This is a genomic window from Anaerobacillus sp. 63XJN7_4_ISO-PGPR-S23-413 (assembly GCF_056173725.1).
On sequence record NZ_CM149688.1, the window covers coordinates 1,034,618 to 1,061,438 of the forward strand.

Below are 26,821 nucleotides of genomic sequence, written 5' to 3' on the forward strand. Positions count from 1 at the left end.
TTATTGGCCAAAAATGAAATATATTGGCCAAACTGAGATTATATTGGCCAAATTCGAGATATATTGGCTAAAATCACAATTTATTGGCCAAACCGCCTTAACCAAGAAAAGCCGCACACTCATGGATCAGCATTCATGAGTGTGCGGTTTTTTTAAGCGAAGAAAAGATTGTATTCAGTCTGTTAAAACTCTATAATTGATAATGGATCTCAATTGTGAAGAGTGTCATTGATTCGATCATGTTATAGGGAGGTTTTTCTTTGCTCAAACGCTTCTTTTCTTATTACCGGCCATACAAATGGCTATTTATTCTTGATTTCGTATCCGCCATCATCGTCGGAGTGTTGGAGCTTGCTTTTCCACTTGCGGTGAACCAGGTAATCGATCGGTTACTTCCTGAGGGGAATTGGGGCATCATTCTTCTCGCGTGTGCAGGATTGCTCCTCATTTACTTAATAAATACAGGCCTGCATTTTATCGTCACCTACTGGGGACATAAGCTGGGGATTAACATTGAAACAGATATGCGTCAGAAGCTGTTTACGCATATGCAAAAGCTATCATTTGGTTACTATGATAATAGTAAAACCGGTCACAGCATCTCAAGACTTACAAAAGATCTCGAAGAAATTGGCGAGGTAGCCCATCACGGCCCAGAGGATGTATTTGTGGCGCTTATGACGCTGCTTGGTTCATTTGGATTAATGCTGATGATTAATTGGAAGCTTGCTGTCCTTTCTTTCATTGTTATACCGCTGCTGATTATTCTCGCTATCTACTTTAATAAAAAGATGACGAAAACGTTCAGGCGCATGTTTCAAGATGTCGCTGAAATTAATTCCCGTGTAGAAGATAGCATCGGAGGGATTCGCGTCGTTCAGGCATTCGCGAATGAACACCATGAACAGGAGAAGTTCCGTCAAAACAATGAGAGTTACCGTTCAACTAAGCTTCAATCGTATAAAATCATGGCGCAGAACGTCATGTCGAACTATTTGTTAATGAGAGTCGTTACGCTATTTACGCTGCTGTTCGGTACCTTTTTCGTTATCTCAGGGGAGCTCACGTATGGTGAATTCGTTGCGTTTATTTTATTATCAAATATTCTCATCGGACCGATTCAGAAAATTAATGCCGTTATTGAAAGCTATCCGAAAGGGATCGCTGGGTTTAAGCGTTATACCGAAATCATTGATACTGATCCAGACATTCAGGATTCGGAAGATGCGATTGAAATGGCGCTTAGCGGAGAAATTCGCTATCAAGATGTCTCGTTTGGCTACGAGGGTTACGCGCCTGTATTAAATCAAATCAACTTATCTATACAGCCAGGTGAGACGGTTGCGTTTGTTGGCCCGTCTGGAGCTGGCAAAACAACATTATGTAGTTTATTGCCTCGCTTTTATGAAATACAGGGTGGTTCGATAACGATTAATGGGATCGATGTGAGAGAGTTGAAGCTTTCCTCTCTTCGAAGTCAGATTGGAATCGTGCAGCAGGATGTGTTCCTGTTCTCAGGAACGTTTCGCGAGAACATCGCTTATGGAAATCTTTTAGCTGGAGATGAAGAAATTCTAGAAGCAGCGCGGAAAGCAAAGCTAGATGAGTTTATATATAGTCAGCCAGACGGGTTGGATACGGTGATTGGTGAAAGAGGTGTGAAGCTTTCTGGTGGGCAGAAACAGAGGCTTGCGATCGCGCGTATGTTCTTGAAAAACCCACCGATTCTTATTTTAGATGAAGCGACGTCTGCCCTCGACACAGAAACGGAAGTAGCGATTCAAAAGTCACTGGAAGAACTAACGGAAGGGCGCACGACGCTTGTTATTGCCCATCGTCTTGCAACAATTAAGAATGCTGATCGGATTATGGTTGTGACGAAAGATGGGATTGCCGAGCAAGGAAACCATGCGGAGCTTATCGAATCAAGCGGTATATACAGCCGACTTCATAAAGCCCAGTTTGGATGATGAATGACACGATTCCTATGATACGTAGGAATCGTTTTTCTTTTCCAAATCGGGGTCTTATCAATTGTAATGAAAATGCTCGTTTGCTAAAATCTATTGGACGACTAACTGATGCATTGTGCAAGAAAGGTGTTAACATTCATGCTTCAAAACCCAACAGGAAAAGAACGGTTTGGTCTCGCGTTATTGCTTGGGATGCTCGGAATATTAGGTCCGCTTAATATTGATATGTACCTACCGAGTTTTCCAGGAATTGCGAGTGATTTAAATGCGAGCGCTTCGCTTGTTCAGCTTAGTTTAACGACCTGTCTGATCGGATTAGCGGTTGGACAAATTGTCGTTGGACCCTACAGTGATGGACAGGGGCGACGCAAGCCGTTGCTCATTTTTATTTTCTTATTTGCGGTCGCTTCGATTCTATGTGCCGTGGCACCGAACATCATAACACTAGTCATTGCCCGGTTTATTCAGGGCTTTACAGCTTCAGCGGGAGTTGTGCTCTCACGTGCTGTCGTTCGTGATGTTTTTAGCGGGAGAGAATTAACAAAATTCTTCGCTCTTCTTATGGTTATCAATGCGACAGCGCCAATGATCGCGCCCATTGCGGGAGGGGCGATTTTACTATTGCCGTTTGCGACTTGGAACACGATCTTCTATTTCCTTGGAATTCTTGGACTCATTATCGTGACGGTTATCGGTTTCCGACTACCAGAAACGTTACCGCCTGAGAAACGGCTGCCAAGCACGGTGAAGCAATCAGTGCGAACGATGGGAAGTCTGCTTAAGGACCGCTCCTTTATCGGATATGCGTTAACGATTGGATTTGTTCACGGTGGTAGCTTTGCATACGTATCTGGCACTCCATTCGTTTATCAAGGTATTTATAACGTTTCACCTCAAGCCTTCAGTATTCTGTTTGGAATTAACGGACTTGCGATTATTTCTGGGAGCTTCATGATTGGCAGGTTAAGTGCTTATTTTCATGAAAGAAGTCTTCTTCGTACGGCGGTTATTACAGCAGTCACGGCTACATCGTTTCTTCTTCTCATGACGATTATTGAAGGGCCACTCGCAACGCTCGTCATCCCGATCTTTATTTACATGACAGCTATGGGAATGGTACTTACAAGTACTTTCACGCTTGCGATGGAAAAGCAGGGCCACCGCGCCGGAAGTGCAAGTGCGGTATTAGGCATGCTGCCGCTGTTATTCGGTTCGATGGTGTCACCGCTTGTTGGAATTGATGAATCAACTGCGGTTCCAATGGGAGCGATTTTGTTCACAACGTCTTCAATTGGTGCGATCATCTTTTTTACACTTACGAAAAAAAATCAAGTTCAAGCGACTTCCTAATCGGAGTCGTTTTTTCTTGCTTTTTTATTGTGGAAATTATATAGTGTATAAAGTAGATAAAGATTATCCAGTTTAAGAGAGGTGTTTCTATGCAAATGAAAACAGGTGTGGAGCAGGGCGTTTATGCCATCCTCATGCTGACGTTTTTACCGGAGAAAGCAGTTCTACCTGGAGAGGTGATTAGCTCTCAACTTGGTGGGTCTCCCACTTACTTTCAGAAAATATTAAGGCATCTCGTTAATGCGGACTTGATTGCATCAGTGCCAGGTAAAAAGGGTGGTTTCAAGCTTAAACAAAAAGCGAGTGATATTCGAATCTATGATGTTTACCTTGCGATCGAAGGAAAGCAATCGCTGTATTCGTCGACGGGACTTTTTCAAGATTTGCTGAACATAAAGGAAAAAGAGGTTGATCTGCTATCGAATTTAATGGATGAAGCAGAAGGTTCCTGGCAGTCTATTTTAAAAAGGGAAACGATTGGGTCGCTTCATGAGGAAATCATGAAAAAGTGTCCCCCTGAAAGTCTTGAACAATTACGAGCTTCGATTTACGAGAAAATGGTTTTATAAACAAGGAGGAGCAATAATGGAAAATCTAAATAAATATTTTGATCTTTTTGATCAATCGAGAACGAGTGACAAAGCAATGGAAGAATTAAACGGACTTTTCTCAGATGATATGGTGTTCGTGTTAAATGGCCAAAAAAAAGAAGGGATTGAGAATTGGAAGCTCTTTATGGAGCGCGTGTTTAGAAATAATAGTGATATTAAACACATGTATGAGGGATGGAAAAAGGTCGAGGGAAGCGATTTGTATGAAACTCCATGGGCTGTTTGTGGCAAGCTCTCCACAGGAAAGGTTTACACTCAGACCGGGAAAGACATCGCGAAATTAAATGAAAACGGGCAGATCACGTATTTAGAGAATGTTCCCGATCAAAAAGATATGTTTCAATCGTATAAAGAGTTATAAAAGTGGAACATGCGTGTGACGCGGGTTTGGTTATATCTTGTCTAGTACTATGTGGGAGCAACCGTCGTTACACGTTCTATTCATTCCAAACGCATCGTTCACTAAAAAAGAGGTAAACCAGAGGGCTATTATCACCTCTCTGAATTTACCTCTTTTTTATTCATTTTAGTAGGGAGAGGCGTCTCCTCTTGTTGGGAATTCTTGTCTTCATTCTTCGAGTCATTCGCTGTCTTGTATCGCTGCTGCTGTCGGTATCCGTATGTTGAGGAAAGAACTACTTCTTCATCTTCAAGGGCGGATCCAAGTGCGCCGATAATAATCGAGATGCTCGTAGCTGTCCACGTAATGTAGAAATAATTATCGTATCCAACAGAACCTGATAATTGCGATTCCAGCAGTCCCATCGGAATAAGAGCTATGACCGCTACGGCGAACATAAAAAATAGAATAATATAATAGAAACTAACCGTCACAAGCAGTGTTAGGATCGTTGCTACATTATAGAGGTTTCGAAGATATTTCGCTCGATCCTGCCTAGGTTTTTCCCATAGATTATGAGCTAGGACAAGCCAGCCAACCATTAAGAACGAGGAGACAATCATAAGCATAAACATTCTCCATAAACCGTAACTGTTACTTAACTGCCAGAGGGTAGGAAACACGAGAGCATAGGATCCAGTCGCAAAAGCAAAAATAATCACCTTTTTAAAAGCGGGGAAGATCGCCCACGGTCGGTTTGCTCTTACCATTCCAGTTAAGATGCGAATGGCGCCACTTAACCGTGACTTTACGATATATCTCACATCAATAGATGTTTCTTCTCCAGGCCTTACACGTTTAATAGGAGAAAACCGTTCGAATCCCCCTTTTTTAAAGAGCCTCTTCGACCCTTTTTCCTTCAAGTATTCGTATTCTTCATTTTCTTTTGCTTGTAATCGTCTTTGCGCTTTTTCTCGATCTTCCTCTGGGCTACCATAGTACATTTCGTTGACTAATTGTAGAATAGATTGCCTGATTCTTTTTACCATAGGGGTTGATCCTAATCCTGGAAGACTGATAATGGCTACTTTTTTATTTGTAGAAGCTTCTGCCAAAATAGGTTTTCTATCTTGAAAGAATGGTAAGTCTGTTAAACAAACGATGTAGTCCCAATCTTCTTCTTCCTTTCTCTTATAACCTGCTTCTAGAACTTCTTCAGGTTTTTCAGTGACTCCTGTGAGAGGATCAACGGTTGAATCTACATGCCATTCACACTCATCTTCTACGTAATAGCGAAGGAGCTTAGGCAATTCGCTACTTAATTGTTTACTTAGCTTTTCTGGATATCCAGGTGGGGTAACTAATCCAACCGACATCTTAGCTTGACTCACTTTTTCTTCCTCCCACTCCAATTTTATGTAACTATCTAGAAGAATGAATTCCCTATTTTATCAGAGTAAAACTGTTTCTTAACTGAATGTCGAAAGTTTACCATTTATCATTGAAATGGTTCCTTATATTTGAAATGATAGTAGGGAATAAATGGAATGAGGAGTGTGCTTGTGAGTAGTACCGTCGATTCAATTGTTACACTAAGTCTGATATACGGCTTTCCTATGGTTGCGGTCATAATCAGGTATAAAAAGATGAATGCGGAAGAAAAAAGAGAAGTTCGCGAAAGTTTTGGCACACTAGAGTTTATATGCACTGGTGGCTTTCTCATAATTGGAGCGTTTCTATTATCAGTTGGCAATGTTTTTGAGTTTTTCATTGCAAAAGTAATGGGGCTCGTCTTTATTGTCCCTGGTGCGATCTTAATGACCATTAGCGTTTGGAAAAGAAGCAAAATGCGAAGTATCATCTTCCTTCTTTTCTTTAGTGTGATGATCTTTCTAGGAACGTGGTTTTAAAGTATTTGAAGCGAGAAACAATAAATGTTGGTGTTCTTAGTAAGGCAATTTGCTTCTACATACGTTGGGCCATCTCCTACAGCTGGAGACGGCCCTTTATTTTATTCACAAACAACCTCTACCCGGCCATACTCATCCACCCAGAGACCAATGACCCAAACTGGAAATCCCCATGATTTAACAACTTGGGTGGAAGCAGCGATATCTGCAAAGTGTTGGCGCTTGCTTACGGGATTGGCAGCACAGTCGCAATGACCAACGACCGCAATGACCTGAGAAGCATGAGCGGTAAGTGATATGAGCGTATTTTCTCTTATGCGCTCGATGTCACATCGTGGACCATGGGACAATACGCGGTCCATACCTGGCTCAGTAATGAGATCAACGTAATCGAGACAATATTGTGCTTTTAGCCACTGTGTGACAGGGATTTGTGTTCGTCCATCTATGCAGTTCAATGCCGTTCCGAATCGTTTCTCCATGTTACACCTGTCTTTCATGCGCAATTCTTTCATTGCCAAATTGTATTATTAAGGGCGGTGGAAGGTGCTCTGGCTGTGGTGAAAGCCATAGCCAGGATGGTAAGTTGTTTGCCCGTGATGGTAACCATAGCCAGGATAATAACTTCCGTGTCCGTGATGATAGCCGTAGCCGGGATTGTAACTGCCATGGCCATGATGATACCCGTAACCAGGATAGTAGCTTCCATGTCCGTGGTGATAATATGGTCGATACACGATCGTTTCCCCCTTAATTAGTTGTACGATAGTGTATGAGAACAAGAATATGATCGTATAGGCATTGGACCGTAAGTGCCTGTGACATATGCTAAAATGGAACTAGAAAACGAGTGGATAAGATAGAAGCGACCATCACGTTATTTATTTATGAAGGATCGGGATAACATGGATATTCAACTAAACAAAAATCGAATCAAAGAAATGTGTGGGGATCTCTCTTTCAAAAAAGGGGAGGCTTATTACCGTTCAAATAAAGTATCCTTTCAAAGTGATCAATCTGATCAATGTGAGGCCACCGTTCATGGAACAGAAGATTTTTTCGTATCGGTAATCAAGGATCAAAATGGCCAGCTTCAAACGGAATGCAGCTGCCCTTCCCTTGCAACTTTCCAAAAAGATTGTCAGCACATTGCGGCTGTCCTCATTGCGATCCAACAGCTTCAGCAAGAACAAGAGGAAAACAAGACTCATAATAGAGAGCTTACAGAAGACTTTATGACGCTGTTTACGAAGGATGGTTCTAAAAAGAGTGGCTATCAACGCTATTTTGAAAAAAGAAAGATGCTTGATGCGGTATTTACATGTAAACCTGTTTCGCTAAACGATCAGGCTATGCTTGGGATAGAAGTAGCGATTGAACAAACAAAAGTGCCTGGCATTCGCGACTTTCTTTCTCATGTGAAACAGGGGAAGCCTAGTGAAATCTCCGCGAACTTTACATATGATACAAATCTTCACTGTTTTTCAATTGAAGCAGATGCGATTCTTCATCACCTTATTCGAGTCGCTAGTGATGAGGAGGCCTTTCTAGAATCAGCGCCATACACATCCACCGATCACACGTCGAGAGAAACCTTGATCATCTCGCCATCTTCGTGGATCAGCCTGATCCCTTTGTTAACAAAGGCACCAGACGTTAAACTCCAACATAACGGTCATTCCTTTGAGCGTCTCAACGTGATCGACGGCTCACCACCGATCCGGTTTATCGTAGATGAGTCGGATGCGGACAGTTGCCAAGTCACGATTAAAGGACTCGAACGCATGACCATTTTGAATGCGTATCAATCGATGATCTATCATGGAACGGTCTTTCAATTAGAAGAGAGAGATTTTCATCGAATCGTTGAATTGAAGCAGATGCTCCCGTCACCCGGGACAAATTCTATTCCCATTCCTTACACACAGATTGATCATTTTCTTGAAAAAGTCGTGCCTGACTTGAAACGAATGGGAAATGTAGAACTTTCGAGAGCCTTCCGTGAAAAATTTATGAAAACACCGTTAAAGGCGAGACTTTACTTAGATCGCATTAGAAATCGTCTGCTAGCAGGGCTTGAATTTCAGTATGAAGAAGTAGTGATTCAGCCGTTAGAGAATCGCGATGTGCCGGGTTCAACGATCATTCGAGATGTTGAGAAGGAAGAAGAAATTCTTGCGATGATGGAAGAGAGCGGATTTTCCAAAACGGACGGTGGCTATTTGATGCAAAATGAAGAACTTGAGTATGCATTTCTCTACCATACCGTTCCAAAGCTTCAATCGCTGCTTCAGTTATATGCGACGACTGCTGTTCGGAATCGTCTCGTTCGCAAAAAAACATATCCTAAAATCAACGTAAAGGTGAAGAAGCGAGAACGAACAAACTGGTTAGAATTTAAATTTGAAATGGACGGCATATCTGACAATCAAATTCGAGAAATCCTAGCTGCATTAGAAGAAAAGCGGAAATACTATCGTCTTCGAAGTGGATCGCTCTTATCGCTTGAAACGAAGGAAATGGAAGACATTCATCATTTCTTAACGACCGTTCCTCCTCAAGAACAACTGGAGCCATATTTTTCCTTGCCCGTTACGAAAGGCGCAAATTTGATGGATGCGATTGAGCAGAAGAACATTTTTCAAGCAGACAAATCGTTTCGTGAATTTCTCGATTCCATGCGGCATCCGAATAAATTGGAATTTGAAGTACCGCCCCAATTAGAAGGGATTTTACGTGATTATCAAATTCAAGGATATGAATGGATGAAAACACTTGCGAGCTATGGATTTGGCGGCGTACTCGCAGATGATATGGGACTCGGAAAAACGCTGCAGAGCATCACCTTTATCGTATCTGAGCTTGCAGCCATTCGTGAACAGAAAAAGCCTGTTCTTATCGTCTGTCCATCATCCCTTACGTATAACTGGTACAATGAAATGAAAAAATTTGCTCCAGATCTTCAAACGCTGATCATTGATGGCAATCAATCAACACGTGACAAGCTTCAGCAAACGGTCGAAGGAATGGACGTTATCATCACGTCTTATCCGTTACTTCGTCGCGATGTGAAATGGTATGAAACGAAATCCTTCCACACCGTCTTTTTTGATGAAGCACAGGCTTTCAAAAACCCTTCAACTCAAACCGCCCGGGCGGTAAAGAAAATCAACGCCGATCATCGCTTTGGACTCACGGGTACGCCTGTTGAAAATGCGATTGAAGAGCTCTGGTCGATTTATCACGTTGTTTTCCCTGAGCTTTTCAAGGGGATTAAAGCTTACGGGAACTTAAAGAAAAAAACGATCGCGAGAAGAGTGCGACCGTTCTTACTTCGAAGAATGAAAGAGGATGTTTTAGCAGAGCTACCGGATAAGCTCGAATCTCTAGAGTTAACAGATTTATTACCAGAGCAAAAGAAGCTATACGCCGCTTTCCTTGCAAAGTTAAAAACCGATACGCTCAAACACCTTGATCGAGATACGATTAGTAAGAATCGCATCAAAATCTTAGCTGGCTTAACAAGACTGCGCCAAATTTGTTGTCACCCCGCCTTGTTCGTTGATGGGTATAAGGGCAGCTCAGCTAAATTCGAGCAGCTGCTTCAAGTTGTTGAAGAATCAAGGCGCTCTGGCCGGAGAATATTGATTTTCTCTCAGTTTACGAAAATGCTTCAAATCATTGGGAGGGAGCTAGCCGCTCGTGGACAAAGCTTTTTCTATCTTGATGGGGAGACGCCATCTATGGAAAGAGTGGAGAAGTGCAATCGGTTTAACAATGGCGAACGAGATGTCTTTTTGATTTCTTTAAAAGCAGGTGGCACAGGACTGAACCTAACTGGAGCAGATACGGTTGTGCTTTACGATCTTTGGTGGAATCCAGCCGTTGAAGAGCAAGCGGCAGATCGTACACACCGTATTGGTCAAGACAAAGTTGTCAACGTAATGAAGCTAGTAGCCCGCGGTACAATTGAAGAAAAAATGAACGACCTCCAGGAGAAAAAACGCGAGCTCATCGGGGAAATCATTGATTCAGACGAAAAGGCTAATACAAACTTAACGGAAGAAGATATACGAGAAATATTGATGGATGCATAAATAGAATAAAAGCAAAATACTAAACCCCTGCGCACAGCGCGGGGGTTTTTTTAGATGGGGATTTATATCTTCCAATTTAGCGTTCACTTATTTTGATTATCCAGGTTTTAGGTAGGTCGACAGAGGGAAGAAAGACGTAAATGCAAGATGGAGGTAAGAAACATGAGCGAAGTAGCGATCAAACAAAATATACAGTGCAACACTGAATATACGGATCTAAAAAAGGTGTTGGTCGTAAAACCATCCTTTATGAAAATAACTGAAATTATAAATGAAACGCAAAAGCATTATGAAAGAAGCAACATTAACATTCCTAAGGCACTAAAGCAGCACAGTGAATTTGTTGACGTTCTTAAAGAACATTCTGTTGACGTTCATGAACTTGAGGCTAATCCCGAGCTTCCTGAGCAAGTCTTTACTCGGGACATTGGGTTTACCATTGATCAAGAGCTATTCGTCGCTTCAATGAGTGAACAAGTTCGTCAGCAAGAAACAAATACATTAAAAACATGGCTGAAGGAAAGCTCGATTACTTATCAAGAAGGGTTGCCGCTCTCAATGGAAGGGGGCGATGTCGTTATTGATGGCTCGACCGTTTACGTTGGGAACAGTGGACGAACGTCTAACTTAGCCATTCAAGAACTACAAAAGCGCCTACCTGATTATCAAATTGAACCGCTAACGTTAAAGGATGATATTCTTCATCTAGATTGTGTGTTCAACATCATTAGTGAAAAGGTTGCGCTCGTCTATCCGCACGCTTTTACTAGTGAGGATTTAAAGAAGTTAAATGCTCGTTTTCATTTGATTTACGTGTCAAAAGAAGAACAGTTTTATTTGGGCCCAAATGTTCTTTCGATCGGTCAAGGTAAAGTCGTTAGCCTCTCGCAAAACAAACGTTTAAATCGCGTATTGGAGTCTGAAGGCTTTACCGTACTACCTGTAGACTTCTCTGAAATCATTAAATCGGGCGGTTCGTTTAGGTGCTGTACTCTTCCACTTCTACGAAGATAAGACCATGCCCAGTAGTGGAATGGTCTAAACGGTAATTTCTTATTAAAAGGAGAGAAACCAATGCTAAAGACAGAAAGTCGTTTCCTGTTAACGAAGGAAGATATTGAGAATCGAGAAGATCTTCCAGAATGGCTCTTAACAGAATATAAGACGTTCAGTGAGTTAGTCACAGATCCAACATTTCCTTGTTTTTTCGGTAGAACAGCTCAACTTAAAGGGGAGCTGCGCTATTCTTACATTGAACACGATGATTGGGCCAACTTGCCTGACGCGGTGGAAAGCTTTCTTAGCTTATTTCGTGAACCTACGAAAATAAGACATGGATTATTTATTTTTGTAGAGCCGGAAAGGGAAGAAAAGTCGATTGACTACTATCGTTCTTACTTCTGGGACATTCTACAGTATCTACATAACCAGGATCGTTTTCCATGGCCAAGTGAAGCACCAAAGGATCCAGAGCACTTTTTATGGGATTTTCACTTCGCGGGAGAGCCGATCTTTACTTTTGGAAACGCACCTGCCTATAAACAACGCAAAACGCGTAACCTTGGCAACAGCCTGATCTTAGGATTTCAGCCTAGAACGATTTTTCAAGGATTGGAAGGAACCGAAAAAGGCGGCATCATGTCGCGTGACAAAGTGCGTGCGCGTGTAGAGAAATGGGATAACCTTCCGAAGCATCCGGATATTAGCCACTTCGGAGATCCTAACCATAATGAATGGAAACAGTCGTTTATCGGGGATGACATAGAGCCAATCGTCGGAAAATGCCCTTTCCTTCATAAAAATAGTTAAGTTGAATTCTAGATGAATATGAAATAAGTAACCTTAACGACACATGAGCCGGCTCATGTGTCGTTTTATTAATAACCTATCATTCTTTTGGATTCCCACGTGGAATAATATGTTAAAATGAAACGTAATAAATCCAGCGGTATTAAGAAAAGAGATGTAAATAATGTAAGGGTTACCAAAGTGAATATAAAGCTCCTGGAAATGGATTGACTATTTTACGGATTCATTTGGGAGGTACTCAGATGGAGGGTCAAAAGAAAGAGAAGAAGAGTTTCTTTAAAATTCAGAATGAGTATAGACGAAAAATAAGGAAGAAACAGGAAGAACCTTCACCGGTAGCGGAAATGAAAAGCATCATACTAATCTTATTTACTTTGCTTTTTATGAAATTTTTATATTTATGGATGTAAGCAGAGTAATGAATCGAAACACAGCATTAAGATATGAATAGGTGTTCGATTGAATACGAAAATATGGATTTAATCAATGTTCTTTAAAAGAATGTGTTCCTGAAAAAATACGTTACATCGTCATAGAATGGGGGGCTAATTATTGAATTCTTTAAAAATACCACAGTTAGAAACGGAACGCTTGATTCTACGAAAAATCACCGAGGGTGATCTTCAAACTATTTATCAATACGGCTCCAATCCCAATGTATCACAGCATGTAAGCTGGGAAACGCATCAATCTATAGAGGATACGAAAGGCTTCGTTGAGATGATCCTTGAGGGTTATCGTCAAGAAACCAAAGCACTATGGGGCATGGAGCTAAAATCTTCTGGTCAGCTTGTCGGTACGATCGATTTTGTAACCATTGAGAGTAAACATCGAAAAGCAGAAATAGGCTATGTACTTGCTGAAGATTGTTGGGGTAAAGGATATATGACTGAAGCGGCTAAGCAAATCATAGCTTATGGATTTCATGTATTAGAATTAGAGCGAATTCAGGCCAGATGTTTTGTCGCGAACGAAGGATCGGCTAGAGTGATGGAAAAGGCGGGCATGACGTTTGAAGGCATTATGAGAAAAGCGATGTTTGCGAAGGGGAAGTTTCATGACTTAAAGATGTATTCGATTCTTTCGGATGAATTCAATCAAAGAGCAAAACGTCTCAAATAAATTCACTACAATAATTAATTTAATAGGCGAGGTGATTTCAGCTGAATGTCCCTACAATTGTAAGTCTTGTCATTCTATTTGCTGTATACATATGGGTTTGTGAGTATTATTTTAAAAGGCGCCTTGGTATTAAAGACCAAACGAAGTGGATGATGTCTAAGGATCGCAATAAAGTTGCCAAGGTCATTGATCTAGTATTAGTTGTTCTATTCATTTATTGTAATTTTGATTGGAATGTGGGACCTAATAGCGAAAACTATCCTGTTATGATGAAAATCAGCCCTATTTTTGCGTTGTTTTTTCTACACAATATGAATCAAGGAATCGAGGAACTTCTTAAAAATCGCTCTGGAAAATCGTATTACCATTATTGGTTAGGCTCTTTGATGAGCGTTCTATCTTTTTTGATTTTGTGTATAGATCAATATTCATAACCTATTCTCACTACATAATAAAATTAAATATGAAAAGTGGTGAACAAAGTGAAAGGCAAATGTCTCATTCTGTTAACAATTTTCTTGGCCTCTTGCTCTAATCCATCCTCATTATCAAATCTACCTGATGGGATTCTAGCTGGAACGAGCGAAAATTGGACTGTTCAATACGATCTCCGTGAAGAGAATGGAGAAGAGTTTAGAGGAATAATGCTAGAATATATTGGCGATGGTGAAATTCCTTCTACAAATATTACATATGCTTTTAGTGGTGAAACAGCTTACGATGTTGATTGGCAGAAAACCGGAGAAGTAGAAATGAATAACTCTAAGATCGAGATTGAAGATACATTAGGCTGTGCCTACCCCTGTGATGAGCTTCAGCTCGACAAGGGAATCCATACAGTCATCGAGTGGGACGGTCAAATGGAAGAGTTCGTTTTAAAAGGGAACAAGTAACGCCATTATAGAGACATGAAAAAAGGTTGAGCATTATACTCAGCCTTTTTGTTTACGGAAAAGCGAAACGATTCTAAGGTGAACTTCGTATAGTTAGTAAGGGAATACGGAACTTCTTTGTGAGAGGGAGAGGATGATAACAATCGAATTAAGAACAGGATCGCTAAAAGGATGTGAGAGTTGAATGGGGATGGGAGGTTTGTCCATTGCGGTAGTGGCGTTTCTATTCACCGTACTTGGCGCTTTAGTCGTCTTTTCTTTAATCAAATGGATTGTGAAAAAATAGTTGGCTCCATTCATGATCTTAGAGAATTCATTGAGCCAAACGTATGGAGTAGCGCTGATTGAGAAGTCGATCGGGAAGCAGCATTAACTGTATTGAGGTGATAACTTGAAGCGAATCTTCTTTTTTATCTTTGAAATTGCTGTGTTTGTTTTAATCCTCTGGTCAAATATTCAAGAAGGTATTAAGTTCGATGATTTTACTGGCGTCTTTGTAAATGTAGTTGGCATTGTAGGAGTATTTGTTTGTATAGGTGGGATTGTGAGTGAACTACGGAAAATAAGAACGAGCGAATGAAAGTATTCCTTCATTAATTTGTTAGTGCAATCATACATATCCAAACCATGTTTCAACTCTATCAAAAGGGGCGAATGGAATGATGTTTATAACGTTAACACGCTTAGGGAAAGTCAATTTTGCAGCAGGTGTTTTCTTTATCATCGCTGGGGTTATTTTGTTAGCAATAAAGCTAATTGAAGGCAGTGCGAAAGAGGACCAATCGATGATCGTAGCCTCCATATCTCTAGGACTAGCGCTGTTTTTCTTATCACTTCTTTCTAGAAAGAACCAACAGGAATAAACCGATAAGAGAGGGCTAGGGAAAAGTTGAAAGATAGTTATGAATTCTATGTTCATGTTTTGTTACTTTAAGATTTGAGGGTGATGTAGTGGAAACGTTTTTCCCGAAGGTCATCATAGTGATGACGGTTGCTGGATTTGCACTTTATTTCATAAATAAAGCCCTAAGAAAATGGCTTAAGGTTGAAAGGAAGTGTTTGGACTTAGCTGAATGATAGGTGAAGGAATGGTTTCTCTCAAATGAGTTAAAATCGAGAAACAACTCAGGGTGTGAATTTTCATAAGACGTAAGGGGGATGGCATATGACGAAACGTTTATTACTCTTCCTTCTGATTGCATTACTAACTGCTTGCAGTGGGGAGTTGAACGGTGAGGAAGCGCCTAAACCAAAAGTGGAAGTGTGGAATCTTGATAAACAAGCGAAAACTGAAATAGCGCACAGCGCAAAAACGGTGTGCTGGAATGACTGTGTCATGGTAACAAAAGCTAATAATGAATCACAGAAAAACCCCGAAATTGTCGATATCGGCAAGCAATCCATAGGCATCAGTTTTGACGAGATGGAGCCAGCGCCATCTACGATCAATCTCATAAATGAAACGACGGGCGAACATATTAAATTGGATTCAAATAATATTACCATTAGCCCTTCGACTAATGGTGAAACAGTCTATCGTCTTCATTTCTTCTGGAATGGGAAAGGCGGTAAGTCTTTAGGAGAATCAACTTATCGGTTTGGTGTAAAAACGAGTAATGATTACCAGGTGAAGTAAAGGTTGGCTAGTAAAAGAAATAAGGTATTGCAACAAATAAATGCGATTAAGCAAAGGGGAAGAGAATGTCTATGAAATCAGCATGCTTAGGCTGTCAATTGGCAAACAAAATCGAATCGGTACATGTTGTATACGAAGATGATGATGTTTGTTGCTTTTTAGATATTGAGCCGTTTAACGAAGGTCATACGTTAATTGTACCTAAGAAACACTTTTTAGATGTGGAAGAGTTAGACATGAAAACAGCCAATGCGATCATGGTTGCTTCTATGAAAATTTCCCGAGCAATCAAAGCACTTTACGCGCCTGATGGAATCACAGTTTGCCAAAATGGCGGGACTTTCAACGATTTGAGTCATTACCATATGCATGTGATCCCGAGATATGAAGGACAAGCTTTCTATCATGAAGAAGAGAGCGAGAATGTTAAGGAAAAAGCTAGCTTAGGAGTCACGAAAGAGAAGTTAATGAAACAAATGGAAATGATGTCGTAAAGTGAAAAGTTGGTTTTTCATTAGAAGAACTTAAATGGCACTCCTGTGAAATGATTGAATTTTATTGTTTGTTTTGAAATAATTGGAATTGTATATTAATGAAAAATATTGTTCAAACCATTGCTACGGATAGGAGGGAAATTCCTGAAAACAGAAAGATGTTATCTCCGCTTATTTTCGGAGAGAGATTATGAGTCTGTTAAACAGCTTTATGAGAATGAGGATGTGCGAAAATATTTAGGTGGAACAGTGGAGGAAGAGGGGTTTAAGCATCATTTCACACATATGCTTCACGCAAAGGTAGGCCGCTACTGGGCGATCTTTCTAAATGACAGTCATGCGTTTATCGGTTTTGCTTTTCTTGATTCTTATCATGATGGTGCTCGTACAGAGATCGGATATCAGTTTCTACCACAGTACTGGCGGAACGGTTATGCGAGCGAGGTCGTTACTCGTGTGATCAAGCATGGATTTAGTGAATGGCAGCTACAAGAAATCGTCGCTGAGACACAAACGCGAAATATGGCGTCATGTAAGCTTTTGCGAAAAGTGGGTATGACGTGTGAAGCCCAATTGAAGCGATTTGGTGAAGAACAATCGATGTTTAGACTCTTCAATCCCACCGCGAGCTAGATACATAGTTTGAAATCACCGCAATAGAGGAGCTTGCGAAATGAAATGGAGTAGAAAAATGGTTACACTGAGCGTGGTTACTTGTTTGATGCTAGCTGCGTGTGGAAATAATTCAGCCGGTGAGCAAGCCGAGTCGAATGGCTCGAATGAAATGGTTAATAGTTCGAGTGAAGAATCCGACACTTCGATGAATGAAGAAGCAAGCACCGAAACGAGCGATGAAGCTTCTACTGATGAAGAAGGAACGGAAGAAGGCGAAGCAACATCTGATGATCCGAGTGACGAGGGTACAGAAGAGAATACGAATGATCATACAGAAGGTGATTCTAAGGAGGAGACTTCAGAATCGAGCGAGGTCACTATTACTTCTGGTACTTCGGCTGTCGATTATTTGAAGCGTGAATTAGAAGCTGATGAAACACAAAACATTGATTTTGAAGATATCGTTTTTAGAGAGATGGGACCGATTCAAACAGATGATGGTGGATCTTATTATACTGTGCAACTTACTTCCAAATCCCTTAAGGAAAAGGGTGGTTCTGGAACGGTAGGGTTGTACAAAGTGTATGAAGATGGAACATATGAATTGAACTGATCAGTCGTTTGATTTCTAACACGATGAAATTTCTAAGGAAGAGCTTTTCCGGGACGAGGAGAAGCTCTTGTTTTATAATCACAAGCATTTGTACGGAGGAGGATGAACAGTTAGTGAATCGAAATATTCTCATATGGGATCTCATTTGCTACGTTGTATTTCCGATTGGCATTTGGCACCTGTCTCGAGACATCATTGGTGACTACTATGCTATGCTTATATCAACTATCCCTGGGTTGATATATAGTATCATCCGCTTTATTCTACTGAAGAAAATAAACTTTTTTGGGATTTTTCTCATTGTGACGTTAGCAACGAGTACGTTAGTTGACGTTCTTTCCGGGTCTGCCATTCAAATGCTTTGGAATCGTGTCATCTATTCTTATGCGATGGCACTGATTATGGTTGTAAGTATTGTGATTAATCGGCCGATCTATTTATTGTTTACAGTCGATATCATGGAGCTCCAGGGCAGGAGCCGTCGCATTCTAAAACAGGAGTTTTACCAGAAGAAAATCTTAACGATATTTAAGCTCATCACTTTTGGTTTTGCGTGTAAGGATATCATCGTAGCGTCGATTAATGTTTGGCTAATCTTGCAATATGGGGTAGATTCTTTTGATAAAGGTATTCTTCTGAAACAAATAGTCGGTTGGGGGATTACGCTTATCTCCGTCTACGGGTTTTTCCATATTGCCAAATTACTACAATACAAAAGCAACAAAGAATTGGAACAAACGTTATAGCAAAATTGTATGAGAGAAGGCTTCGTAACAAAGGGGTAAGAAGAGAAAGGCGGCTAAACAGTGTACTGGTTTATAGCATTATTTGATGAGAAGACGGAACAGCAGGTGAAAGACATATGGAATGACCTGAGTGAGCATTCCATTTCTTTCTACGCAGAGGAAGTGAAGGATGGTAGACCGCATATTACATTAGGAAGCTATGAAAGCTTAGATAAAAAGAAGTTCATAGACGAAGTGGATGATTATTATAATGAAAAAGGTGGTTTTGAGATTACGTTTAATACAATCGGATCTTTCCTAGATTATGGAGCGATCTTTCTAACGCCTACAGTGACGCAGGAATTGCTTACGTTTCATGCGGATCATTATCAAAACCTTGGCGAATTCAATGAAACAGCTAACTCTTTATATTTACCTGGAAAGTGGATTCCTCACTGTACGTTAGCTAATGATCTTTCTCATGAAGATTTAGCGAAGGTCTATCACTACTGTATTGAACGGAATGATACGATCTATGGCAGAATCGAAGAAGTGGCACTGATCGAATTGGTTGAGGAAGATGAGGACGGAATGAACGCGCCGATTATTTACTCAAAAAGGTTAAAATGATAGGCTTCTATGAAAATCATAAGAAAAAGCAGGTCACACTAAATTGATGTGCACCTGCTTTTTCTTATGTATTTTCTTGTCCGCTTATTTCATGACCTTGCTCTTTGGAAACCAGAAAAGGAACGAGCATTGGAATAATTAACACAAGCACGAGCAAGCGAATGACCTGCATGGCAGCGACGATGCTGGCATCTAAGTCAAGAGATGCTGCAACAGAAGACATTTGCGGTGCGCCAGCTGGAACGATCGCGAGTAGACTTGTAATGAAATCGAGCGGTGTCATGAGATAGAACACAAACGTTACGACAAATGTTAAGAAAAAGAATGAGAGAAGAATCCAAACACTTGTCCACCCAATTTCTTTGATCTCCTTTAAAGCTTTGCGATCAAATCGCACTCCGATGATGACGCCTAGCATCGCCATCCCCAAACCTACAAGGAGATTCGGCATGGTTGGAAGCTGTTGGATAAACGTGTGAAAGAGAAATCCAATAATAATCGCGTATAGAAAAGGGGCGATCGGAATGCGCCATTTCTTTGCGAGGAAAAGGGTGATTCCAATTAACAAAAGGTAGAAAAGAATAGCAAATCCCATCGGCATATTCACTTGAGAAGTGGCTTTCATCGCAGCGCCCTGTACTTCATCTGTTGATAGAAAGGAAGACATAAAACCAGCGACGAGCGGGATAGTTGAGACGAGCATCATGATGCGAACCGTTTGAAAGGCAGCAACCATACCTAGGTTCGCCTTGTATTCGCGGCTCAGAGCCATCATGACCGATGCACCGGCTGGTAAACAGCAGAATAGCGCTGTTTTTGAATCAAGATTTGAATAGTTATTTAGAATTTTTCCTAAAACCCAGCTTGCAATTAATAAGATGATCATTGAGACGGCTAGAGGGAGTAGGTAACTTGCGACCTCCTGAAACATTTTCGCTTTAATACTTAAGCTGATGCTGACACCGATCACGGCTAACGAGAGGTCAAACAATAAATTCGGATATGCCATATCATCAATCATAAGTCGATAGAAGGCTCCAACAAGCATTGCACCTAGTAACCATCCAGCTGGAATGTTGATAAGATCAAAGAGAAACCCAACAGTAAAAGCTATGAAGAGTAGTAGTCCTTTTTTCATTCAAACAGCACCTTCAAAAAACAATATCGTTGTATGTCGAGAAGACCAGATCGTAACAGTCTTTCTCTTGAATCGAGAACAGTGATTTTCAATAGTGTAGCATATCTCCACTATCATATTCATGCGATACGGTTCGCTTTAAATATTCACAAAATGTTCACTTACGAGCGCGAATTGAAATGACTATACTTGTCACTATGCTAGAAAGAAAGGATGAGTTGTTTTGCCAGAAACGAAAAAAGAAGGTTTTTATTTTGGATTAATGATGTGTTTTGGAATGGTATGTGTGATGACATTCTATAACTTATCTACGAATGGATTATTGAGAGAAATGGCTCTTATAGAATTGCTGATGAGTCTATTGCTTGGCTATATTATCGCTTTGTCATTTGAATTTATTGTGGTAGCTCCCATTGCGAAGAAAATTACGTTTCGTTTGCCTTTTAACAAATCTCATAAATGGAAGGTCATTTTAATTCTTTCAACTTGTATGGTTATCGGTATGGTATTCTTTATGTCTTTTTACGGATTAATAATGTCATATGCTAATATCGGATCTATGGAGCATTCCTTCCTAAGAGAGTATGTTTCGTTATTTATGAAGAATGTCATTGTAGCCTTCCCGTTACAGCTCCTTATTATGGGCCCACTCGTTCGGTGGTTGTTCGTGAAGTATGTAAAAACGAATAAACCAATGAGTGCTAGAGCGCAGTAATGGAATAAGTAGCGGTGAATTTGGTTTATTGGGGAAGTGAACAACTTCGTAAAGAAAAAAGGATGCGCTTCTGGAGTAACGGGTTATGTTTTAAGGTGAAAATCATCATTTATAAGCTATTTTAGAACAGAAAATAACTCTAATAAAAGTCTCACAATTATATCCTTAAAATAACTCTTGAAAAATCACCGTTAGGTGGTTTTTTGCGTCTAATAATGAATTAAGTACCTTAAAAAACCTAGGAGGATTTACTGCATAAAAGTATAGCTTGTTTTATAATAAAAGCAACTAGTTTATAACTATAGGAGGAGAGGCAATTGCAATCGATTACGTATGAAGATTCATTCCAATTCATCGAATTTTTCGAAGCAAACATCCAAGTCTTTACAGATACGCTACTAAAAGAAGCTGTCAACGTTAAAGATAAGATCTATGAAATACTAAGAGTAGGCAATATCGATCTTGTTACTAATGCTCAAACACTCGTAGTTTATATCATTGAAGAAAATGATCAGGACCTACATGCATTTGCGGAACAAGAAGGAATTGCCTGGGCAACACATTCCCTTGCTATCTCTTTTAAATTAGAGTGGGTACAAGCTATACGTCGAACACTGTGGATGTTTTTTCAAAAATATACCGAGGAAAGTAATGATAAGGGTTTTAATTTCTTTGAAATGGAAAAACAAATTAACAACCGAGTAGACTACTTTTTGAATTCCTTTTTCATAAGTTATACGAAATATAAAGATTCGCTTATAAAGGCTCAGAGAGAACTAGTTGAAAATCTTTCAGTACCAATTATTCCAATAAACCACTCGGTAAGCATTCTCCCTTTAATAGGAGCAATTGACGCTCAACGAACCGAAATACTTGAGGATAAGGTATTATCCGTAATAAGCGAAATGCGTATCCAAACTTTGATTATGGACTTGTCCGGAGTTGCAGAAATAAGGCGTGAAGAGGTTTACCGATTGATTCAAATCATTGATGGCGCCTCACTAATGGGGTGTAACACTGTCATAACCGGATTAAGGAAGGAAGTTGTAAGGAAAGTAACGGAGCTTGGCATTAAATTAGGTGAAGAAATCAAAACGTTAGGTACGTTACAGCAGGCATTAGGGAAATATTTTATTGCTTAATGATGCTTACCTGTGTTTATAGATACTATGATAATAAATTAAAAGACGGACCCAAAAGAACGATCCGCCAATTATATATCTAGTTATTCTGTTTTTTAAAGCAACCGTTCGTAATATAAAGTTAGCCAGACTTTTCTGGTTAACTTTTTTATATGTTCTTACTATAGCGGTGATGGGGGCTGAACGTTGCGCATCTGAGGCGCTATTCCCGTTAGGTAAACAGTTCACTCCCTACTTGTACATACATAAGGCTTAAAATCCAAGCTCCCTTTAACTAACCTTCGAGTTAATCGAAGAATAGAAGTTTCTCTCTTTTTACATTTCACCATATAATTTCCATATTATCCATTCATTATCTACCGAAATTGAAGTCGTTTTCAAGTACTAATTCTGAAGCGTACAATGGATGTCTAAATGATATTCTAAAAATGGTTGAAAGATACAACCAAAAGAGCAACACCATGGAAAAGTAAAGAGTCTGATTTAGCTATCAAATCAGACTCTAGAACAGTATATATTTGTATATTTGCAGCTCTAAACAGAACCTGTTATGGCTGCAGGGCATCCTATTCTAGTTGGTTAGTTGAATCGTTAGATGGAGAAATTTAAAATTCTTCATAAGTAGCTGGATCTTGATCATTCAATCGTCCATTTGGTTTCGTTAATTCAGCCATCATCGCCATTTCTGTTTCATTTAAAGAAAAGTCAAAAATAGAGAGGTTCTCAAGCTGACGTTCTGGAGAAGAAGATTTAGGAATCGGGATGGATCCTAATTGATAATGCCAGCGTAAAATCACCTGAGAGACTGATTTGTTATGTTGATTTGCAATATGACTGATCGTTTCATTTTCTAAAATGTCAGTCACTCGAGCTAGCGGACTCCAGGATTGTGTTTTGATGTTGTTTTGTTGATGAAATCTTCTCTGATCTTCCTGGTTGAAGAAGGGGTGTAGTTCGATTTGATTGATGCTTGGCTTTACGCCGGTTTCCTTTTCCAATTGCTCTAGATGCTCCGGAAGGAAATTACATACGCCAATCGAGCGAATGAGTCCCCATTTCTTAGCGTCAATTAAAGCTTGCCAAGCTTCTGTATAAAGACCTTGTTTAGGGTTCGGCCAGTGAATGAGGTACAAATCATAATAATCCAGGTTGGCTCTATATAACGACTCTTGAATGGCCGTAACAGCTTTCTTATATTCTTGATAGCGACCTGGTAATTTAGAAGTGACGCGCAGTTCATTTCTAGGAACTGTACTTCGACGAATGGCTTCGCCTACGGTTCCTTCGTTTTCGTAATTGTAAGCTGTATCGATGAGGCGATAGCCAACGTCAATCGCACTATTAATAGCGGTTGCCCCTTCATTTCCATTTAGCAAGTAAGTACCGAAACCGATAGCGGGTAGTGTAAGTCCATCATTCAACGTTAGTTCTGGGATTGATTCCTTCAACAAAGATCATTCCTTTCAATAATAATTAACTTTTTTATCTCACTTTAAATTTACCACTTCCTAAAAAATGCAAACATATGTAAGCGTATTAACAGTAAATTTATTTGTGAAGGGAGATGAAATCAATTAGAATTTATCAAAAAAAGCTTATTGGCCAGTTGTGACCAGATAAGCTTTTTTTATATAGCGTCATGAGAGGCTGTCTCATCAAGTGAAATTGGCGATTTGTTCGTAACACTCCGTACGTGTTTGGGGAGGATTGATGCCTCTTCGGATGATTTCGCTCGTTAACATTTCAATAAAAGCTTCATCTAATTGAAGAGTATACGCATCACAAAATGCAATTAGTAAATCCTTAGTTGATAAGAGTCGCAATCTATTCGCCCTCCCTGTTGTATTTGGTTTTGTTTAAACGGTTATTGAATAGCGCTGCTTAATTTTGACGTTTGGCATAATCAAAATAATGAAGCAGAACCTTTTTCCCTTTTAGCCGTTTTTCCAAATAAGAGATAAACAAGGAGGTAGTGGATGGCTCATAGAAGTTATTCCGATGAACGTTAATTTCATGAATGGCTGATTGGTCAGAACGTTTTGGACGATAAGCTCGATCAGACGTCATCGCAATGAAGCTATCGATGACTCGAAGAATCGAAACAGATCGAGGAATTTGCTCATATTGTAATTGATAAGGATAGCCAGTACCATCGCTATTCTCATGATGATTTAGTATAAGAGACGGCTCAATATCAATCTCTGGAAAATCATTAAGTAGCTCTATTCCAAACTCTGGATGCCGCTCGACATACTCTTTCTCATAAAGGGTTAGTGGGCTCTTTTTTTGAAGAATTTCTGTTGGGACAAGTAGTTTACCGATGTCATGTAGCAAAACAGACTCAAGAAAGCGCCGTTTCAACAGTGATCGGAAATTGTAATGCAAACAGAAATCAATGAAGTAGCTCGTAGTTTGTACTGAATGGAGAAAGCTATGAGGGTCGTGACGTCTTAGGAGTTCCATCATTCGCAGTGTGTGTGATGAAAATAAATTAGCGTGCCCGTACAATGTACACTTTTCCATGTTCATTCTCCTTTTTAAGGAGCCGGTTGCACTACTTGCTCCCTATCACTCAAGTGCCCAGGCTAGAATGATAGTTCATCGCATTCTCTTTTTTTGTGGTTCTCTTACTGAGGTATCTTGACATAAGGATATACTTATATAATAAATACCATAAAAAGGTGAATTTGTTAACTGTTTTCTTTGATTTTTCAGTTTTTTTATTTGGAATGCCAATGAAAGGAGATTGAGAAATGAGTTCTGACGTACTAATTGTTGGCGCAGGTCCTACGGGTCTTGTATTAGCACTCCACCTAGCGAAATATGGAGTTTCATTTCGGATCATCGAGAAAAATGAGGGACCCGGAGAAGCATCGCGTGCGCTAATTGTACACGCTAGAACCCTAGAATTTTATAACCAAATGGGCTTCGCGGAAGAAGTCATCCACCGGGGGATTAAAGTGAAGTCTATCCAATTTCGAGAAGGAATGAAAGCAAAAGCCAACATCAATTTTCACGATCTTGGAAAAGGATTAAGTCCTTTCCCATTTGCCCTAAGCTATCCGCAAGATGATCACGAGCAGCTGCTAATTAACAAATTAGCCGACGAAGGCGTTGAGGTAGAATGGAAGACAGAGTTGGTTTCATTTATGGATGAAGGGGACCATGTTCAAGCCGTTATTAAAAAAGATAATAAGGAAGAGCGGAGTGAGTTTTCATATATATGCGGGTGTGATGGAGCACACAGTACCGTTCGAAGAGAAGTTGCTTTTGATTTTCCAGGTGGAACGTATGAGGAACTGTTTTTTGTGGCAGATGTTAAAGCGAACACTGGCCAGTTATCTGAAAGTAGTTTAAATGTGTATTTAGATTCTGACACCTTTTACCTGTTCATGCCAGTTAGAAGCACGGGAATGGAGCGGATTATTGGAATAGTTCCTCGCCATTTAACCGATCAAAGCTCAGTTGCGTTCAAGGATTTCCAGTCGCTGATCGAGCAGAGAACAGGCATAACGATTCAGCATGTGAACTGGTTCCAAACGTACAAAGTTCATCATCGCGTTAGCAGTCATTTTAGAAAAGGACGTGCCTTTATTGCCGGAGATGCTGGGCACATTCATAGCCCGGCTGGCGGACAGGGCATGAACACCGGGATTGGGGACGCGGTGAACTTAGCGTGGAAGCTAGCCGCAGTGCTGCTTCAGAAAGCGGATGAAGCTATTCTTGATACGTTTGAAAAGGAGCGCATTGGCTTTGCGAGAACGCTAATCGATACAACAGATCGAGCATTTACTTCTATTATAGGCGATCACATGACGAGCAGATTACTGCGCAAAATCGTTATACCGAACGTGGCTCCATTTGCGCTTCGTTCCTTTTCAATTGCTCGAAAAGCAGCCTTTAGAAGGCTTTCTCAAATCAACATTCATTATCGCGAAAGTCATCTTAGTGATGGTACAGCGGGGGAAGTTCATGGTGGAGATCGCCTGCCATGGATTCAAACAAATTCATGCAATAATTATGGAGCGCTTAAGTCAATGGATTGGCAGCTTCACGTATATGGTCAGGCAAATGAAGCCGTTAAGGATTTTGCCAGGGTATCTGGATATGCTCTATATGAGTTTAGCTTTGAAAAAGCAATGACGAAAAAAGGATTGCAGGAAAATGCGCTGTACCTGATCCGTCCGGATGGTTATGTAGCCTTAGCGGATAGTGAACAGAAAGTGGAAAGATTGAAGCAGTACGTATCAAAATTCAATATTTTATCTTTATATAAGGAGACTTAAGTGCAAAGTTCAGTTATTTTTGTCCTTAAGTCTCCCTGCTTTGTTTAGACATTGTGATGAAAATATCGGTAATCACTTTTGCTACATATATAACGAATAAGTAAGCCCCTAATAAAACAAACCAATTCGTGTATAACTTAAAGAGGTCGAGCCAAATTAAAATCGGTTTGAAAATAAATGTGAATCCTAAAGCAGAAAGCGTGCCATATAACCAATAGTTTTTCTTATGTGATAAGCACCACTGATAAAGCAAAATAAAGTATACAGGGACAAGAGCCCCATCGATACTAATGCTTGCAGGTAATTGCGGAATCGCAATATAAGGGTAGTCCCACCAGGATTTACGAACACCTAATGCATCCACATAAGCAGCTATGACATGAACGGAATACCCAAAAAATCCGAGCAGAAAAATTTTGCGTCGATCGATTCGAAAATAAAGGATAATAAGCGGTACGAAGATGAACGCTAAAATAAGCCAGAACTGCCAGGTTGTATAGTCAGAATAACTTTGCCAATAATGATTCGCTTTCTCTTCAAGCTCTCTTCGCAACGATACAAGTTGATCAAACTGCTGTTGTCGATCCATGATGAACACCACCTTTATGGGGTAGTATTCATCGGACAAATAGTTGTTATTACGTTCTGTAGAAATTTTCTTAAAGGAAGGCTGTGTACGGTGAACGTGTTGATTCATTTTTCTTATGCGTCATAAAAACTTT

At 40.2% G+C, this 26,821-nt stretch carries 30 protein-coding genes and 1 riboswitch; of the genes, 23 read left to right on the plus strand and 7 right to left on the minus strand.

Features of this window, described 5'->3' with window-relative positions; all coding sequences use genetic code 11:
- The first annotated feature begins 260 nt into the window (after nt 1-260).
- The 4 genes from AC0VYO_RS05655 (at nt 261) to AC0VYO_RS05670 (ending at nt 4,295) form a co-directional block, all read left to right on the plus strand.
- Entirely contained in the window at nt 261-1,970 is a 1,710-nt protein-coding gene (locus AC0VYO_RS05655) for an ABC transporter ATP-binding protein (protein ID WP_475368588.1), read from the plus strand.
- A 141-nt stretch (nt 1,971-2,111) separates the two neighbouring features.
- Nucleotides 2,112-3,323 (plus strand): Bcr/CflA family efflux MFS transporter, encoded by a 1,212-nt coding sequence (locus AC0VYO_RS05660; RefSeq protein WP_475368589.1) that lies wholly within the window; start codon nt 2,112-2,114, stop codon nt 3,321-3,323.
- Between the two features lie 89 nt (nt 3,324-3,412).
- Nucleotides 3,413-3,892, plus strand: a complete 480-nt coding sequence (locus AC0VYO_RS05665; protein ID WP_475366825.1) for an RrF2 family transcriptional regulator — start codon at nt 3,413-3,415, stop codon at nt 3,890-3,892.
- Between the two features lie 16 nt (nt 3,893-3,908).
- Nucleotides 3,909-4,295 (plus strand): nuclear transport factor 2 family protein, encoded by a 387-nt coding sequence (locus AC0VYO_RS05670; RefSeq protein WP_475366826.1) that lies wholly within the window; start codon nt 3,909-3,911, stop codon nt 4,293-4,295.
- 131 nt (nt 4,296-4,426) lie between these two features.
- Here AC0VYO_RS05670 and AC0VYO_RS05675 read toward each other — a convergent pair whose 3' ends face one another.
- Nucleotides 4,427-5,665: an acyltransferase family protein gene (locus tag AC0VYO_RS05675; protein ID WP_475368590.1), complete on the minus strand. Its 1,239-nt coding sequence runs from the start codon at nt 5,663-5,665 to the stop codon at nt 4,427-4,429.
- 171 nt (nt 5,666-5,836) lie between these two features.
- On the opposite strand from AC0VYO_RS05675, the gene AC0VYO_RS05680 reads away from it, so the two are divergent.
- Nucleotides 5,837-6,184 (plus strand): hypothetical protein, encoded by a 348-nt coding sequence (locus AC0VYO_RS05680; RefSeq protein ID WP_475368591.1) that lies wholly within the window; start codon nt 5,837-5,839, stop codon nt 6,182-6,184.
- 101 nt (nt 6,185-6,285) lie between these two features.
- Here the strand turns inward: AC0VYO_RS05680 and AC0VYO_RS05685 are convergent, their stop codons facing one another.
- Entirely contained in the window at nt 6,286-6,699 is a 414-nt protein-coding gene (locus AC0VYO_RS05685) for a carbonic anhydrase (RefSeq protein WP_475368592.1), read from the minus strand.
- 390 nt (nt 6,700-7,089) lie between these two features.
- Between AC0VYO_RS05685 and AC0VYO_RS05690 the strand changes: the two genes are divergently transcribed.
- The 15 genes from AC0VYO_RS05690 (at nt 7,090) to AC0VYO_RS05760 (ending at nt 18,818) form a co-directional block, all read left to right on the plus strand.
- Nucleotides 7,090-10,281 (plus strand): DEAD/DEAH box helicase, encoded by a 3,192-nt coding sequence (locus tag AC0VYO_RS05690; RefSeq protein ID WP_475368593.1) that lies wholly within the window; start codon nt 7,090-7,092, stop codon nt 10,279-10,281.
- A 162-nt stretch (nt 10,282-10,443) separates the two neighbouring features.
- Entirely contained in the window at nt 10,444-11,295 is an 852-nt protein-coding gene (locus tag AC0VYO_RS05695) for a dimethylarginine dimethylaminohydrolase family protein (protein WP_475368594.1), read from the plus strand.
- Nucleotides 11,296-11,355: 60 nt separating this feature from the next.
- On the plus strand, nt 11,356-12,090 hold the full coding sequence (locus AC0VYO_RS05700) for a YqcI/YcgG family protein (protein WP_475368595.1): 735 nt from the start codon (nt 11,356-11,358) through the stop codon (nt 12,088-12,090).
- 242 nt (nt 12,091-12,332) lie between these two features.
- On the plus strand, nt 12,333-12,500 hold the full coding sequence (locus AC0VYO_RS05705; protein WP_475368596.1) for a hypothetical protein: 168 nt from the start codon (nt 12,333-12,335) through the stop codon (nt 12,498-12,500).
- A gap of 142 nt (nt 12,501-12,642) precedes the next feature.
- On the plus strand, nt 12,643-13,212 hold the full coding sequence (locus AC0VYO_RS05710) for a GNAT family N-acetyltransferase (RefSeq protein ID WP_430244505.1): 570 nt from the start codon (nt 12,643-12,645) through the stop codon (nt 13,210-13,212).
- An 89-nt stretch (nt 13,213-13,301) separates the two neighbouring features.
- Nucleotides 13,302-13,646 carry a DUF4181 domain-containing protein gene (locus AC0VYO_RS05715; RefSeq protein WP_475369045.1) on the plus strand — a complete coding sequence of 115 codons (345 nt, stop codon included), beginning with the start codon at nt 13,302-13,304 and terminating at the stop codon, nt 13,644-13,646.
- Between the two features lie 48 nt (nt 13,647-13,694).
- Complete coding sequence (locus AC0VYO_RS05720) at nt 13,695-14,105, plus strand: hypothetical protein (RefSeq protein ID WP_430244502.1); 411 nt, start codon at nt 13,695-13,697, stop codon at nt 14,103-14,105.
- Nucleotides 14,106-14,496: 391 nt separating this feature from the next.
- Entirely contained in the window at nt 14,497-14,685 is a 189-nt protein-coding gene (locus tag AC0VYO_RS05725; protein ID WP_430244500.1) for a hypothetical protein, read from the plus strand.
- Between the two features lie 79 nt (nt 14,686-14,764).
- A complete protein-coding gene (locus AC0VYO_RS05730) occupies nt 14,765-14,968 on the plus strand; it encodes a hypothetical protein (RefSeq protein WP_475368597.1) in 204 nt (67 codons plus the stop codon).
- A gap of 302 nt (nt 14,969-15,270) precedes the next feature.
- Nucleotides 15,271-15,741 carry a hypothetical protein gene (locus AC0VYO_RS05735; RefSeq protein WP_430244496.1) on the plus strand — a complete coding sequence of 157 codons (471 nt, stop codon included), beginning with the start codon at nt 15,271-15,273 and terminating at the stop codon, nt 15,739-15,741.
- A gap of 65 nt (nt 15,742-15,806) precedes the next feature.
- Nucleotides 15,807-16,235 carry an HIT family protein gene (locus AC0VYO_RS05740; protein ID WP_475368598.1) on the plus strand — a complete coding sequence of 143 codons (429 nt, stop codon included), beginning with the start codon at nt 15,807-15,809 and terminating at the stop codon, nt 16,233-16,235.
- Between the two features lie 120 nt (nt 16,236-16,355).
- Nucleotides 16,356-16,868 (plus strand): GNAT family N-acetyltransferase, encoded by a 513-nt coding sequence (locus AC0VYO_RS05745; RefSeq protein ID WP_475368599.1) that lies wholly within the window; start codon nt 16,356-16,358, stop codon nt 16,866-16,868.
- 40 nt (nt 16,869-16,908) lie between these two features.
- Nucleotides 16,909-17,463 carry a hypothetical protein gene (locus AC0VYO_RS05750; RefSeq protein WP_475368600.1) on the plus strand — a complete coding sequence of 185 codons (555 nt, stop codon included), beginning with the start codon at nt 16,909-16,911 and terminating at the stop codon, nt 17,461-17,463.
- Between the two features lie 113 nt (nt 17,464-17,576).
- Nucleotides 17,577-18,209, plus strand: a complete 633-nt coding sequence (locus AC0VYO_RS05755) for a VC0807 family protein (protein ID WP_475368601.1) — start codon at nt 17,577-17,579, stop codon at nt 18,207-18,209.
- Between the two features lie 60 nt (nt 18,210-18,269).
- Nucleotides 18,270-18,818: a 2'-5' RNA ligase family protein gene (locus tag AC0VYO_RS05760; protein WP_475368602.1), complete on the plus strand. Its 549-nt coding sequence runs from the start codon at nt 18,270-18,272 to the stop codon at nt 18,816-18,818.
- 64 nt (nt 18,819-18,882) lie between these two features.
- Here AC0VYO_RS05760 and AC0VYO_RS05765 read toward each other — a convergent pair whose 3' ends face one another.
- Complete coding sequence (locus AC0VYO_RS05765; RefSeq protein WP_475368603.1) at nt 18,883-19,956, minus strand: AbrB family transcriptional regulator; 1,074 nt, start codon at nt 19,954-19,956, stop codon at nt 18,883-18,885.
- A gap of 223 nt (nt 19,957-20,179) precedes the next feature.
- Here AC0VYO_RS05765 and AC0VYO_RS05770 point away from each other — a divergent pair, with 223 nt between their 5' ends.
- Nucleotides 20,180-20,671, plus strand: a complete 492-nt coding sequence (locus tag AC0VYO_RS05770) for a DUF2798 domain-containing protein (protein WP_475366844.1) — start codon at nt 20,180-20,182, stop codon at nt 20,669-20,671.
- A 317-nt stretch (nt 20,672-20,988) separates the two neighbouring features.
- Nucleotides 20,989-21,813, plus strand: a complete 825-nt coding sequence (locus AC0VYO_RS05775) for an STAS domain-containing protein (RefSeq protein WP_475366845.1) — start codon at nt 20,989-20,991, stop codon at nt 21,811-21,813.
- A 605-nt stretch (nt 21,814-22,418) separates the two neighbouring features.
- Here AC0VYO_RS05775 and AC0VYO_RS05780 read toward each other — a convergent pair.
- The 3 genes from AC0VYO_RS05780 to AC0VYO_RS05790 all read right to left on the minus strand — a co-directional run bounded on the left by AC0VYO_RS05780 (nt 22,419) and on the right by AC0VYO_RS05790 (nt 24,336).
- Nucleotides 22,419-23,261 carry an aldo/keto reductase gene (locus AC0VYO_RS05780; RefSeq protein ID WP_475368604.1) on the minus strand — a complete coding sequence of 281 codons (843 nt, stop codon included), beginning with the start codon at nt 23,259-23,261 and terminating at the stop codon, nt 22,419-22,421.
- Nucleotides 23,262-23,468: 207 nt separating this feature from the next.
- Nucleotides 23,469-23,636: a sporulation histidine kinase inhibitor Sda gene (gene sda / locus AC0VYO_RS05785; RefSeq protein WP_430244475.1), complete on the minus strand. Its 168-nt coding sequence runs from the start codon at nt 23,634-23,636 to the stop codon at nt 23,469-23,471.
- Between the two features lie 58 nt (nt 23,637-23,694).
- The gene (locus AC0VYO_RS05790; protein WP_430244473.1) at nt 23,695-24,336 is read right to left on the minus strand and encodes an HD-GYP domain-containing protein; all 642 of its coding nucleotides are present in this window, start codon (nt 24,334-24,336) and stop codon (nt 23,695-23,697) included.
- Nucleotides 24,337-24,347: 11 nt separating this feature from the next.
- Nucleotides 24,348-24,431, minus strand: a riboswitch (cyclic di-GMP riboswitch).
- Between the two features lie 135 nt (nt 24,432-24,566).
- Here AC0VYO_RS05790 and AC0VYO_RS05795 point away from each other — a divergent pair.
- Nucleotides 24,567-26,099 (plus strand): FAD-dependent oxidoreductase, encoded by a 1,533-nt coding sequence (locus AC0VYO_RS05795; protein ID WP_475368605.1) that lies wholly within the window; start codon nt 24,567-24,569, stop codon nt 26,097-26,099.
- Nucleotides 26,100-26,124: 25 nt separating this feature from the next.
- On the opposite strand, the gene AC0VYO_RS05800 is transcribed toward AC0VYO_RS05795, so the two are convergent.
- Nucleotides 26,125-26,688, minus strand: a complete 564-nt coding sequence (locus AC0VYO_RS05800) for a CBO0543 family protein (protein WP_475368606.1) — start codon at nt 26,686-26,688, stop codon at nt 26,125-26,127.
- Nucleotides 26,689-26,821 lie beyond the last annotated feature (133 nt).